Below are 13,313 nucleotides of genomic sequence, written 5' to 3' on the forward strand. Positions count from 1 at the left end.
ATTTTACGGCAAATTTCTGATCGGGCTCTGTGATCGCTACTCAGCGAGATGAATGAGTACCTGATGATGTCCGGCGTCGCGGTTAAGCGTAATGGCATCATCTGGACTCAGAATCCCATTCAGCCACAGCTGATAAGTGCCTTGCGCCCGCACCATCTCAATCTCATAGTGCGCCTCACCTTCATGATAAATCACTTTCGCACCCGGCCACGTTTTGGGCAGACGCGGGCGTAGCTGCAGCTTATCGCCGTGGCGCGTGATGCCGAGCAGGCTTTCGATAATTAACTGATAGGTCCAGCCTGCTGACCCGGTGTACCACGTCCAGCCGCCGCGGCCCTGGTGGTTCTCGGCGCTGTAAACGTCGGCCGCCATCACGTAAGGCTCCACCTTATAGGTGTCGACATCCGCCGCATTGAGGCTGTGATTGATCGGGTTAATCAACGCCAGCAGTTCCCATGCGCGATCGATCTGGCCCATTTCGGCAAATGCCATAATCGCCCACAGCGCACCATGCGTGTATTGCCCGCCGTTTTCGCGGATGCCGGGCAGGTAACCGCGAATGTAACCGGGATTAGGGCCAACGCCATTGAACGGCGGTGTCAGCAGCTTGATCAGGCCGTTATCACTATCGACCAACTGCTGATCAAGTGCCCGCATCGCGGATGCGCATTTGTCTCGATCGCCCGCAGCGGAAAGGACCGACCAGCTCTGCGCGATGGCATCAATGCGGCACTCGGCGTTCAGATGCGAACCCAGGGTTTCGCCGCTATCAAAGTAGCCACGCAGGAACCATTCACCGTCCCAGGCGAGCTGATTCAGTGCTGTTTTCAGCTGCTCCGCCTGCTGTTCACACCGGCTGGCGGCTTCAGCCTGACCAATGCGTTGTGAGAGGGCGGCAAAACGCGTCAGCACCGTGTAGAGGAAAAAGCCCAGCCAGACGCTCTCGCCTTTACCGGCAATACCGACTTCACTCATGCCATCATTCCAGTCACCAGAGCCCATCAGCGGCAAACCATGCTCACCGAAAGTCAGGCCATGCTGGATGGCACGCAAACCATGCTGCCACAGGTTTTCCTGCACCTGACTGACGTTGGGCAGGCTATAAACCGACTCTTCCTCGGCGGCGAGCAACGGCGCGTCAAGGTAAGCCACCGGCTGTTCCAACAGCGTCAGATCGTCGGTAGCGTTGATGTAGTGGCAAAGTGCAAAGGGCAGCCAGAGATAATCATCCGAGCAGCGGGTGCGTACGCCACGTCCAGCCGGCGGATGCCACCAATGTTGCACATCCCCTTCGAGGAACTGGCGAGATGCGCATAGCACCAGCTGATCGCGCAGCAAGTGCGGCGCGGCATGGGTGAGTGACAGCGTATCCTGCAACTGATCGCGGAAGCCAAAAGCGCCGCCCGACTGATAATATCCGCTGCGCGCCAGCAAGCGACTCGCCAGCGTTTGGTACAACAGCCAGTTATTCGCCAGTAAGTTAACCGCTGCATCGGGCGTCTGGACCTCAACTTTGTTGAGCAGGCCGTGCCAGTGATGTTTCACTTTTTCCAGCTCAGCTTCCGCCTGTTCAGTTGGCAGAAGTTGCTGCATCAGCGACAACGCCGATGTCGTATCCTCCGCTGCGCCTAAAACAAACACCAGCGTGCGCGTATCGCCGTCAATTAAGGTGGTGAGGGTTTGCAGAGTCGCACAGGGATCGAGTCCCGCGCCGGTATTGCCCGATAAGCCACGCGCTTGCATCATCGCGGGCCTGCGCGTAGAGCCATTGCGGCCCAGACACTCAAGACGATTACCGCTGAAGGTAATTTGGTTGCCCGAGGCAGCAAAGAAGGCGGTGCGCTGAGATCCGGCGCTGATATAGGGATTCACCGCCAGAATCGCGCTGCCATCGTCAACCATTACCGAGGACGTTTGCACATGGCGGGCCGACTGGCTTGCCAGCTCGCCGAGCACCCATTCAACATAACCAGTGATGGACATGTAGCGCGTGCGACCCGACACATTGCTTAACTGAATCAGGGTGATTTTTGCCGCGTCTTCACGTGCCACGAAGGTGGTGACGCTGCTGCGAATGCCTTGCTCCTGATGGACAAAGCGGCTGTAGCCCATACCATGCTGTGTCAGATAATCGCCGTTGCCACGTATTGGCAGCGGCATGGGCGACCAGACATCGCCGCTCTCTTCATCGCGCAGATAAAAGGCTTCGCCCGATGTGTCGCTAACCGGATCGTTGTGCCACGGCGTCAAACGGTATTCATGGGCATTTTCATACCATGTATACGCCTGACCACTCTCGGAGATGACGCTGCCAAACTGTTTGTTCGCCAGTACGTTGCTCCAGGGCGCGGGCGTCTGATGCTGTTCGGGCAACAGAATGTGATATTCACTGCCATCTGCGCTGTAGCCGCCGGTGCCATTGAACAACTGCAAGGTGTCAGGCGCGGCCAGGCGAACAGGGGCAGGAAATGCCAGTTTATGGGGCAGGAAACGGGGAGTCGGCGCAACCGGCTGTGGTTTTAACAGCACCGTCAGCTGATCGGCCAAACTGCCATTGCGTCCTTCCAGCACGACGGCAGCCACGCAGAGGAGCAGCGTGACATCTTCGGCCGCAAAGTGATCGCTTTGACGCAGGAAGATGCCACCGGGTTTGTCGGCCAGCACCTGAACTTCGCTGGATGAGACCATCTTGATAAGCTGATTTTGCAACAGCTGTTGATAGCCGCCTTGCTCGCCATTAAGGATCACCAGATCCGCCGTTAATCCTTTCTGGCGCCAGTATTGATGCGCCTTGATCAGATTGGTCACCAGGCTGAGTTGGGTACCGTTTTCGATGCGCACCAGTACGATCGGCAGATCGCCTGATAGCGAGTGTCGCCACAGCGACGTTTGTCCCAGGCGATTCTGCTGCAGGCGCTGGCTGTCGCCGCGCATTTCGGGGCTGGCGTAAATCACCGCGCTGGCGAGTTGGTTATACAAACTGGCATCTTCGGCGAGAATATTCAGCTGGCGCAGCGCCACTTGACTGTGCGAAGCCGCCATTTCAAATACCCGATTGGCGTAGACATTGTTGCGATACTTCTCAATTAATCCAAGGCAGGCATCACGCTGCGTGGTTACGCCATACACCAAATCAAGCGTGACGGATTTACCCGGTTTAAGCGCGATTTTCTGGCGAATCGACATCAACGGATCGAGCACCGAACCCGCGCTGCCGCTGAGTATGCCGTCCGCGGCAATGGCCTGCGGATGGGCGGCGGTGTTACCCCGGCCAATAAACTGCGCCCGGTCAGTTTCATAATGCGTGTCGCGCTCGCTGGTGCCATGAATCAGCAGGGCGTGGAACATCCACACCGGCTGGGTTTTCTCATCACGCGGGCGGCGATGGGCCAGAATGGCCTCCAGTTCAGTGACGATCTCGGTTTGCACAAACAGGTTACTGAACGCCGGATGCGCCATATCGCTGGCGGCAGAAGCCAGCACCACTTCCGCATAGCTGGTGATATCAATCTCTCGCAGCTGGCGTGAATGATTAGTCAGGACGATGCGGCGAATCTCCACATCATCTTCTGGCGAAACCACAACCAGAGTGCGCGTGCTGAGTGTTTCCATGCGCGATTCAAACTCCGCGCCGGCATCGGTGAAGCGCGCAATATGCTGGGGGCGCGCGTCGCCGCTGGGCTGGAACGTCGGGCTAATCAGCTCGCCGGATTGACGATCGCGGATGTAGCAGAAAATACCGTGTTGATTGCTGGTGCCATCGGCGCGCCAGCGGGTTAACGCCAATCCTTTCCACTGGCTATAACCGGTGCCGGATTGCGTCACCATGACATGATAATTGGCATTCGATAGCAGCTGGACCTGCGGCAGATGCGCCGCCGAACCGCTGAACTCGCGCAGTTCTGGCGTATCTGAACGCGGCTTGATCTCGCTGGTGTCAACAAATTGACGACGCGGCGTATAAAGCTCAATGTCATCCGGCACGCGCTCCTGCAACAGCAAGTAAGAGGACTGGAAGCGTGCGCTGGCCATGAACCGCGCGACCATCGGGGCTTCATGCAGCAGATGCGAAATCGCCAGAAAACCCATTCCCTGGTGATGCGCCATGTAGGTTTTCACCGCCACAAATTGCTGACCGCGCGCTAACCGATGCGCGGTGAAATCCAGCGCTTCGTAAAAACCGTATTTGCCGCAGGCACCCAATTTCTTTAGCCTCATCAGATTGTCAGTGGCCTGATGCGGCAGCACCATCAACGCTAACAGCGTGGCGTAGGGCGCAACCACATGGTCATCATTAAGCCCACGCTTTAGCCCTAACTCCGGCGTTCCGAAGGCTTTGTATTGATAGTTTTGGCTGTCATCGAAAGCGGCGTAGGCGGATTCTGAGACGCCCCACGGAATCTGCGCGGCATCGCCGGAGGCAATCTGCTGCTTCACCGCAGAGAGCGCCATTTTCTCTAGCAGCGTATCCGGGTAAACCGGCATCACCAGATGCGGCATCAGATATTCAAACATCGAGCCGCTCCACGACATCACCGCAGGTTTGTTATCCAACTGGGTGAACAATCGGCCTAGCACGAACCAGCTTTTTACCGGCAACTGATTGGCGGAGATGGCGTAATAGTGTGTGAGGCGCACTTCGGACGGGAAGAGATCGTAATTGCCTTTGTCGAGCACGCCGCTGTCGAGGTTGTAACCGACGCTGAGCAGCGCCGTTTTTTCCACATAGAGAAAGTGGAAGTCCATTTTGGCGTGATCCTCAAGACGTCCATCCAGCTCCAGCAAGGTCGCCATGCGTTCACGCGCGGCCCACATCACAGAAGCCGCGAGCGGGGAAGGCAAGCCGGGGCGATGGATCGTTAACTCACTCAGCCACAGCAAGGAGGGTAAAGCGTCAGGCAGAACATCATCCGGGGTGATCCAGCTGAAATAGCGTGTCCACTCCTGCTGGAAATCGCTGAGCTGGTGGATAAACAGCTCAAACCATCTCACCTGCAGCGGCGGCATCTTCAGCTGAGCCAGCAGAATTTCACTCAGCGCGATCAGTGAAGCGAGATGATCGGCGATCGTGGCGGGTGCGGCCTGCTGCAGCGCAGCAAACTGTTCGGCTAACTCATCCCAGCGATCGTGACGCTCAGCGCCCATTTGCGCTTTCGCCAGCAACAAGGTGTCATTCAGACCGGCCATGATCGCCGGTAAGGCGATCACCGGCAGATGCTTCCACTGCGCAAGTCCCGACTGTAGCGTAGCGAGGTGCGCGGCAAGGTTGCCGCTATCGACGGTGGAAACATAGCGCGGATTTAACGGTTTCAGCGTGTAGGTGTCGTACCAGTTGTAGAGATGTCCCCGGAAATGCTCCATGCGATCAAGGCTATCCAGCGTGGCGAGCGTACGGGTGATCACCTGTTTCTGCGTGATGTAGCCAAAATCCCACGCGGTTAAATTAGCCAGCAGTGACAGGCCGATATTGGTTGGCGAGGTGCGGTGTGCCACCACCGGCTGCAACACTTCCTGAAAGTTGTCCGGCGGTAAGTGGTTATGCTCGGCGGTGACGAAATCATCAAACCACGCCCAGGTGTGACGCGCAGTCTGGCGCAAAAATTGCTGCTGCTCGGCGGAGAGCTTTTTCTGACGCGATTGTGCAGGTTTACTCAATTGCCACAGCAGCCACGGCGTGATCAGCCACAGCAGCGTGACCGGCATAGCCAGGGTAATCAATGCGGGATTAAACAGCACAGTTAAAAGTGACAGTGCAACGCCCGCCGTCGGATTTATCCACATTGCCCGGTAAAAATGGCGTAATGAGGGAGTGGGCGACGCACTGCCCGCAGAAGCGCTTTTCCATTCGTTAAGAAACTGTCCGCTCACGTTCAGCCGCCATAGCGTGATAACAATCGCTTTCAGCGACCAGTAACTTTCGTGCGGCAGTGCCGCCAGCGTTAGCCCAGCACGGCACAGGCGGGTTAAGGCATCTGCGTACAAGATGTTGAGATGATGTTGCCAGGCGCGTTTCTTACTCTTGCGCAAGCCTTCCATGCTCAGCGCCAACGCGCCGGGTAACAGCAGGAACAGAGTAATGCAGCCGAGCCAAAAGAGCGGATTCGCGACCCAACTGAAGGCGAGAAAGAGCAGCAAAAGGAGGGCTGGCGCCACCAGGCTGCGACGCAGGTTGTCGAACAATTTCCAGCGCGAGAGCATGCTAAGCGGATTAGCCTGATAGCCACCATCTTCTAGCCGCACCCTTAACTTTAGCCAGTTCAATAGTTGCCAGTCGCCACGCACCCAGCGGAAACGCCGCGCGACATCGCTGAGATAATTATCCGGATAATGTTCATACAGCACCACATTGCTGACCACGCCGGACCGTGCATAACAGCCTTCGAGCAGATCGTGGCTAAGCACCAGGTTTTCCGGACAAGTATTGCGCGTTGCACGGGTGAACGCCGCCACATCGTAAATGCCTTTGCCGACAAATGAACCTTCACCAAACAGATCCTGATAGATATCGGAGGATATGGATGAATAGGCGTCGTTGCCTGGCACGCTGCTGGAAAGGCGGGCGTAGCGGCCCTGTCCAAAGGGCGGGATCTCTTCGGCCAGTCGCGGCTGCAGAATGGCGTAGCCTTCCACCACGCGGTTCAGGCTGTCATCAAACACGGGCGCATTGAGCGGATGCGCCATGATGCCAATCAGCTTATGCGCGGTTTCGCGCGGCAGAATGGTGTCGGTATCGAGGGTAATGACGTATTTCACCGTGCGCATTTGCGTCTGGCTGGCGCCGACGATGAGGTTAAACATATCCTCTTCACCCTGCAGCCAGCGATTGAGCGCACGCAGTTTGCCGCGTTTACGTTCATATCCCATCCACACGCCCTGAGAGGGATTATGTATGCGATTGCGATGCAGCAGAGAAAACAGCACATCTTTATGCGACTTGCTGCTGTAGCGTCGATTGAGCGCCTGAATTTTCAGCACCGCATAACTGATGATTTCCTCGTCATCCACCTGATGTTCGGCCACGCTGTCAGTGAAATCGGCCAGTAACGCAAAAGTGATGTTGTCCAACGCGTTGCCGAGATAGCTGGTTTCCAGTGAACGCAGCAACGTATCGGTACCTTGTTTGCTGCTGATTAAACAGGGGATCACCACCAGCGTGCGATCGCCATCCGGTACCGCAAGCTCGTAATCAAGTCGCGGAAGCGGAACCGGATGGCGGGTGCGGGTTGTCACTTCGCTGAGTAACTGCATGGCAAGCTGGCTGCTGATTAAAATCACTGCCGGAATGAGTAACAGCCACAGCACCACCGACATGCCCGCTTGTTGGGTAAAAAACAGGGTTTCGGCGCTGAAGGCGGTGGTCAGCAAAGTGAGGCTGCCCAGCCAGGAGAGCAGCGGCGTTTGACTGAGATGATGACGCGCCTGATTCAGCCATGACCGCCGCGGCTGCAGCTGTTGCTCAAGCTGCGCGCGACCTTTATCCAGTAGAAAATAACCAATATGCTGCTGGCGCGGCGGCAGCTCAGCCTGACGACTCAATGCCAGCACCTGATTGGCAACGTTCAGCTCATCGAATTCGCTCTTGCGAGCCAGCTCTTCAACCACATGCCGATATTGATCGCGGCTGTCAAAGTGCATCTGCGGATAGATGCCGGTGGGATCCTGCGCCAGCACCTGGTCTACCAGACTTAGCGATTCCACCAATTCCTGCCAGTTGATTTCGCCAAGCTGACGCAATCCGGCAATGCTGTTGCTGACAGAGAGCTGACTCAGTGCCAGATGCCGGTTAAATTGTTCAATCACGTCCGCAGTGTTACGCCCGGTGTTCAGCAGATGTTGTTCCACCCACGTCAGCGCCAGCGAGTGATTCTGGCCATTCAGTTTGCGCGCCAGTTCAGCGACAAACGCACCCGAAAGCTGATCGTTTTTGTGCGCCATTTCTGCAATGACCTGAATCACACGGGTGGCATCTTTCGCTGAGTGATGAACGATCTCATTAATCCACGCTTCCGCCTCGCTGCGTTCCTGATGGATCTCAGCAACGCCTTGGGCAATGCGCGCAAGATTATCGAGTAACGCGAAGCGTAACATGGCAGGAAGCGCCCAAAGCTCGCCCATCAGCAGCGGGGTAACACGCTGATAGGCGTGAATAAAGGTTGCTAGCACCGCAGATTCTAAGCGGCCATCGCTATGGCTAATCATCTCATCCGCAATCGCCTGAATACGCAGACAGTGGGCGGGCTCGGTTAGTACCGGCAATCCCTGACCAAATTTGGTGGGCAACAAATGGCGCACCATGCGGATTTGTTCTTCGATAATATAAAAATTATCCAGCAGCCATTCACCTGCCGGTGTTAAATTACGTTTATCACCGGTACTTAATATTTCGGCACTTTTTATCAGTGCCTGTTCATTTTCAGCCAGTCGCTGCAATAATTTATAGCTTTTTTTAGCACTTGAAAGATGATGCGTTTTGGCTAATCGCGCTCCGTAATTCTCCATTTGTTGCTCAGAAAAGACATCTGGCCGGTTGGCCTGATAAATGCCACTTTCATGCATAAACTCAACGCTGCTTCGCGCCGTTACTGGAAGCACACTGCTGTTTATGATTGTCCCGGTGGGAATTTTATTTTTCATAATGGCGTCACAAAAAATCCAATGGATTATAAAGATTCAGAACTATCAACAGGAAAGTTGATGGTTATAGAAAGGGCGAGGGAAAATAGCGGTCTTTTCTGAGTATAGCGCCAAATCTATTTAACGGTTGGTTTATAAAATAAAAGTTAAATGTAAAGTATTTAACTGAACATAATGATGGGCTTGAGTATCTTTAGCATGGTTGTCAAGTGTTAGTGAGCGTGAAAAAAATGAGGTGTGTTAGAATGAGTTAACTGAAAAAGGAAATAAATCATGAGCTGGCTAAATCAATTTTTAGAAAACTTATCGAGGCGGGAAGTGAAAACGCAGTGTCCAGTGTGTAAAAAGTTTTGCCCGCAATCGTCCCTTAAACAAGCGCGTGGCCAGGCGATGTTGTGTCCGCACTGTAAATCATTATTTATTGCTGAGGAGTAAGGCCATGCGCCATATTCTTGAATGGATTGATATTAATGAACAATATCCCGGCTACAAGCAGGAGTGCATTGTGCAGTTTGAAAACGGTGAGGTGCAGGGTGGCTGGCTTTATGGTGGTCAGTCACGCAGCGGTGAACACATCTTTCTCGAATCGCATGCGGAATATCAGGTGAGTATGGATGTGAGTTTCTGGATGTCACTGCCACCTGCGCAGGCAGATGAGATAATGACTTTTCAAGCACCTGCATGAACATGAATGTAAAATTCATTGCTCAAATTCAATAAAAAAACGCTGCGCTTCAGCTTTATCGACAAACTGAAATGAGAGTGGATGTATTAATTTTCCATCACAATACCAAACATCATTAATACGCTTAAAAACGTCACCTTCATGAAACGATTGATCTTTATCAAGTCGCATCACCGCATATTTACCGCTGGTGAATGCCACTTCGTACAGTGAAAGTAAACTGAGTGAGGATAAAGTGCGACCATGAATGATTTGGCAGCACAGTTCAGGTTGAATGGTTTTTTTCATCTTTTCATCTCCATGGGGTGATTGATTAAGTCTGGCAATAAATAAAACAGTGCGCTGGGTTTATTTTTCAGGCTTCGCTTGTGAATAAATAAATCTCCACCATGATTAAGTCAGGCTTATGTGCCGTTGTTTTTAAATTCTTTATCACCCACGTTCTTACCCCTCTCATAACCTACATAAAGGTAATATTATGACGATTAAAACCCTTCAGGATCTCTTTGTGCATGACTTATCTGATATTTACAGTGCAGAAAAGCAGATTACTAAAGCGCTGCCGAAAATGATTCGTGCAGCATCGGATCCAAATTTAGTTGCGGCTTTTAAACAGCATCTGGAAGAAACGCGCGGACAAATTGAACGTATCGATCAATTGGTAGAGCTTACCGAAGGTGTGCAGATCAAACGCATGAAATGCCATGCGCTTGAAGGGCTGGCGGAAGAGGCGCAGGAAATTATCGATGAAGTTGAAGAAGGTCCGGTCAGAGACGCAGGATTGATTGGTGCCGCGCAAAAAGTAGAACACTATGAAATTGCCACTTACGGTACCTTGCGTGCCTTAGCGCTGAAGCTTGATTATCAGGACGCCGCAAAATTACTGGGTGAAACGCTTGAAGAAGAAAAAGCCACTGATGAAAAACTGACGCTGATTGCTGAAGAGCAGGAATAGTTGTCAGCATAAGAGGTTACCCGCTAACCCTGAACCGAGATTGACAAATTTTTTCAGCACCACAGGCCCAACCTGCGGGCTGAAAAAATCAGCGCATGTCCCACTTCAACGATTGAATGTTGCCCACATCTGATAAAAACGCCTTGTCGGTTGTTTATTTCCCCGAATAATCCTAAGAATAAGAAATGCCTTAACTGACAGATTCTTATATCTCTTAAAAAAACTCACTCTACAATCTGACACAGATCAACACATGACTTGTTTGAGAAACTTACCCTGCGCTTCGTAAAGAAATGTAAGTCCAAACCAGCGTTGAGGATATTGCAATGACGAAAAAACTGTTGCAGTACACGATTCTTGCTATGGCGATCGTTGCGGTCAACCCGGCAAACGCGATCAGTGCTGCGCATCGCGCTGCGCTTGAGCGCTCGGGATGTGACATGCAAAACGAAGCCACCTGGTGCGACATTCATAAAACCAAAGCGCAAAACGAGGCCCATCGTCCCGCAGCCGATGGGTCTAAGAATGAGACAGGGAGAAATGACATGGCTTCCTTTCTTCGATCACGTGTTGTGGCACAGCCTAAAGCGAGCGCTTTTGCGGCATTGGTGGAACGGGGATTCATGCGCGAAAATGACGGTGACTATTTCAAGATGACTGACAATTCAGCGTTGCATGTATTGATGACATTTAACGCCGATGGCACCGTTGCTAGCGCCACGCTTAAATAAAGTGCAGGACCGCTTTTGTTGTTGCGGGCTCGACAATGCGGATGAAAGCCGAACGAATTGCAAACCAGGTATTAAGCTAGTGGTACTGCTAAAGAAAGAGAGGATTTGGTCATCGCTGCATTACATAAAAAGTTCAGCGTGAAGCTGTCTTACCGATATCGGGTTGCTGCTCGATGGTTTATTGCCGGCGCACTGTGGTTAAGCGCGACACCCGTTCACGCAGCAGCACATTATCAGCTGGAAAAAGTTGTCGAGCTGAGCCGCCACGGTATTCGTCCGCCCACGGCGGGTAATCGCAAAGATATTGAGGCAGCCACACATCGAGCCTGGACAGCATGGACCACCGCAGATGGCGAGCTAACCGGTCACGGTTATGCTGCAGTGGCCAATAAAGGGCGCTGGCAAGGCGAACACTATCGGCGGTTAGGTTTACTCACTTCTGGCTGTCCGCAACCGCAGGATGTCTATGTGCGTGCCAGTCCGCTGCAGCGCACGCGTGCCACAGCACAAGCATTGGTGGATGGCGCATTTCCGGGCTGTGGAGTAGCCATTCATCGTGTTGAAGGTGAGAACGATCCGCTTTTCCAGACCGAAGCGTTCCCCGCAACCCACACCGATCCGCTTAAGCAACTGAACGCGGTGCAGCAAGAGGCCGGAGATCTTGCTGCGCGTCAACAGGCGCTGCAACCCGCCGTGCAGGCACTGAAAACGGCCGTATGCAGCAAAGATGCAGATTGCACGTTCTTTGACAAACCCTGGCAAATCAAGCAAAGCAAAATGGGTAAAGCCTACGTTGAGGGCTTAAGCGTGTTGGCAAACATGGTCGAAACGCTGCGCTTGGGTTGGAACGAAAATCTGCCACTGAGCCAACTTGCCTGGGGCAATATCAGCTCATCGGCGCAAATCACGGCCGTGTTACCGCTACTGACCGCTAATTACGACCTGAGCAATGACGTGCGCTATACCGCACAAAAGCGCGGTTCCATTTTGCTGAACGCGATGTTGCAGGGCGTTGAGCAAGGTGTAAATCCCATCGCCGATACGATGCCAGATCCGCGCTGGCTGCTGCTGGTGGCACATGACACCAACATTGCCATGGTTCGCAGATTAATGGATTTTACCTGGACACTTTCTGGTTATACGCGCGGCAACATCCCGCCGGGCAGCAGTTTGGTATTTGAACGCTGGCGTGATAGCCAAAGTGGCGAACGTTTCCTGCACATCTATTTCCAGGCGCAAGGTCTTGATGATTTGCGCACGCTGCAAGCGGTGAATCAGGCGCATCCGCTGTTGCGCGCAGAGTGGCGTCAAGCTGACTGTCGCATCACGGATGTCGGGACGCTCTGTCCGATGCAATCAGCTGTGAAGACGTTAGGTAAAAATGTGGATAAACAATCGATCACGCCGGTACGTTACGATTTGCCGTAAGGTTTAGAACTGATCGGCCAGCCAATGGGAAAACGCCGTCATCGCGGTGCTTTCCGCTCGTGATTGCAAACGCGTTAACCAGTAGCCGCCCAGATCAATTTCTGCGACGAACGGGCGCACCAGCTTCTCGCTTTGCAGCAGGTGAGTGAAAATTCTTGCCGGTGCTAACGCAATGCCTGCCCCCAGTAATGCCGCTTCAATCATCGTCAGTGATGAGTCGAAGATCATCACTGGATGCGCAGGCGAGGGTGGATGTTCGTTAATGCTTTGCAGCCAATGGCTCCACTCGTCACGGCGAAAAGAGCGCAGCAAGGTGAATTTGTGCACGTCAGCAGGCTGCTGTAACTGCCGGGCGATGGCGGGATGACACAGCGGCGATAGCGGGGCAGGACAAATAATCTGTGCCTCGGTGCCATGCCAGGCGCCGCTGCCAAAGCGAATAGTATAATCGTGGCCCTCAGCGGCGGGATCGACGCGATTATTGTGGGTGGAGAGTTGCAGCTCAATATGCGGATGGCGACGGTTAAAATCGTCTAGACGCGGCAACAGCAAACCGGTGGCAAAGCTTCCCACCACGCCGACTTTTAATTTCTCGCGCATCTGGCCGGACGAGAAACGATCCAGCGTATTGGCAATACGATCAAAAGAGTCGTTTAACACCGGCAACAGACTTTCGCCTTCCGTGGTCAACATCAATCCGCGCGATACCCGCACAAACAGTGGGCAGCCGAGCTGCTGCTCTAGTGATTTCACCTGCTGGCTGACGGCCGCATGAGTGACATGCAATTCAATGGCAGCATTAGTAAAACTTAGATGACGTGCGGCGGCTTCAAAGGCTCTAAGCGCGTTAAGCGGTATGTAAGGGCGAGTCATGCGACGA

General features: G+C 53.5%; 8 protein-coding genes. 5 read left to right on the top strand and 3 right to left on the bottom strand.

The genetic code is table 11. The annotated features are described in order from the left end of the window. Positions 1-36 precede the first annotated feature (36 nt). The gene (locus tag ACRQ84_RS20220) at positions 37-8,634 is read right to left on the bottom strand and encodes a glycoside hydrolase family 94 protein (RefSeq protein WP_483818394.1); all 8,598 of its coding nucleotides are present in this window, start codon (positions 8,632-8,634) and stop codon (positions 37-39) included. Positions 8,635-8,907: 273 nt separating this feature from the next. Here ACRQ84_RS20220 and ACRQ84_RS20225 point away from each other — a divergent pair, with 273 nt between their 5' ends. Both ACRQ84_RS20225 and ACRQ84_RS20230 read left to right on the top strand, forming a co-directional pair. After that, a complete protein-coding gene (locus ACRQ84_RS20225; RefSeq protein ID WP_231102738.1) occupies positions 8,908-9,069 on the top strand; it encodes a YnfU family zinc-binding protein in 162 nt (53 codons plus the stop codon). 4 nt (positions 9,070-9,073) lie between these two features. Beyond that, complete coding sequence (locus ACRQ84_RS20230; RefSeq protein WP_483818395.1) at positions 9,074-9,319, top strand: hypothetical protein; 246 nt, start codon at positions 9,074-9,076, stop codon at positions 9,317-9,319. A 15-nt stretch (positions 9,320-9,334) separates the two neighbouring features. On the opposite strand, the gene ACRQ84_RS20235 is transcribed toward ACRQ84_RS20230, so the two are convergent. Next, on the bottom strand, positions 9,335-9,607 hold the full coding sequence (locus tag ACRQ84_RS20235; RefSeq protein ID WP_483818396.1) for a hypothetical protein: 273 nt from the start codon (positions 9,605-9,607) through the stop codon (positions 9,335-9,337). 190 nt (positions 9,608-9,797) lie between these two features. On the opposite strand from ACRQ84_RS20235, the gene ACRQ84_RS20240 reads away from it, so the two are divergent. The 3 genes from ACRQ84_RS20240 to ACRQ84_RS20250 all read left to right on the top strand — a co-directional run bounded on the left by ACRQ84_RS20240 (position 9,798) and on the right by ACRQ84_RS20250 (position 12,433). Next, complete coding sequence (locus ACRQ84_RS20240) at positions 9,798-10,274, top strand: YciE/YciF ferroxidase family protein (protein WP_064740001.1); 477 nt, start codon at positions 9,798-9,800, stop codon at positions 10,272-10,274. A 326-nt stretch (positions 10,275-10,600) separates the two neighbouring features. Continuing rightward, positions 10,601-11,005: a hypothetical protein gene (locus ACRQ84_RS20245; protein ID WP_483818397.1), complete on the top strand. Its 405-nt coding sequence runs from the start codon at positions 10,601-10,603 to the stop codon at positions 11,003-11,005. A 144-nt stretch (positions 11,006-11,149) separates the two neighbouring features. Then, positions 11,150-12,433: a histidine-type phosphatase gene (locus ACRQ84_RS20250; RefSeq protein ID WP_483818505.1), complete on the top strand. Its 1,284-nt coding sequence runs from the start codon at positions 11,150-11,152 to the stop codon at positions 12,431-12,433. 3 nt (positions 12,434-12,436) lie between these two features. On the opposite strand, the gene ampR is transcribed toward ACRQ84_RS20250, so the two are convergent. After that, positions 12,437-13,306 carry a LysR family transcriptional regulator AmpR gene (ampR, locus tag ACRQ84_RS20255; protein WP_483818398.1) on the bottom strand — a complete coding sequence of 290 codons (870 nt, stop codon included), beginning with the start codon at positions 13,304-13,306 and terminating at the stop codon, positions 12,437-12,439. Positions 13,307-13,313 lie beyond the last annotated feature (7 nt).

The sequence above is a fragment of the Pantoea sp. E2023-21 genome (assembly GCF_051302795.1).
GTDB classification, from domain to species: domain Bacteria; phylum Pseudomonadota; class Gammaproteobacteria; order Enterobacterales; family Enterobacteriaceae; genus Pantoea; species Pantoea ludwigii_A.

Coding starts and splice junctions, on each gene's coding strand:
- ACRQ84_RS20235 (WP_483818396.1), bottom strand. CDS start 9,607: ATGAAAAAAACCATTCAACCTGAACTGTGCTGCCAAATCATTCATGGT.
- ampR (WP_483818398.1), bottom strand. CDS start 13,306: ATGACTCGCCCTTACATACCGCTTAACGCGCTTAGAGCCTTTGAAGCC.
- ACRQ84_RS20220 (WP_483818394.1), bottom strand. CDS start 8,634: ATGAAAAATAAAATTCCCACCGGGACAATCATAAACAGCAGTGTGCTT.
- ACRQ84_RS20245 (WP_483818397.1), top strand. CDS start 10,601: ATGACGAAAAAACTGTTGCAGTACACGATTCTTGCTATGGCGATCGTT.
- ACRQ84_RS20230 (WP_483818395.1), top strand. CDS start 9,074: ATGCGCCATATTCTTGAATGGATTGATATTAATGAACAATATCCCGGC.
- ACRQ84_RS20225 (WP_231102738.1), top strand. CDS start 8,908: ATGAGCTGGCTAAATCAATTTTTAGAAAACTTATCGAGGCGGGAAGTG.
- ACRQ84_RS20240 (WP_064740001.1), top strand. CDS start 9,798: ATGACGATTAAAACCCTTCAGGATCTCTTTGTGCATGACTTATCTGAT.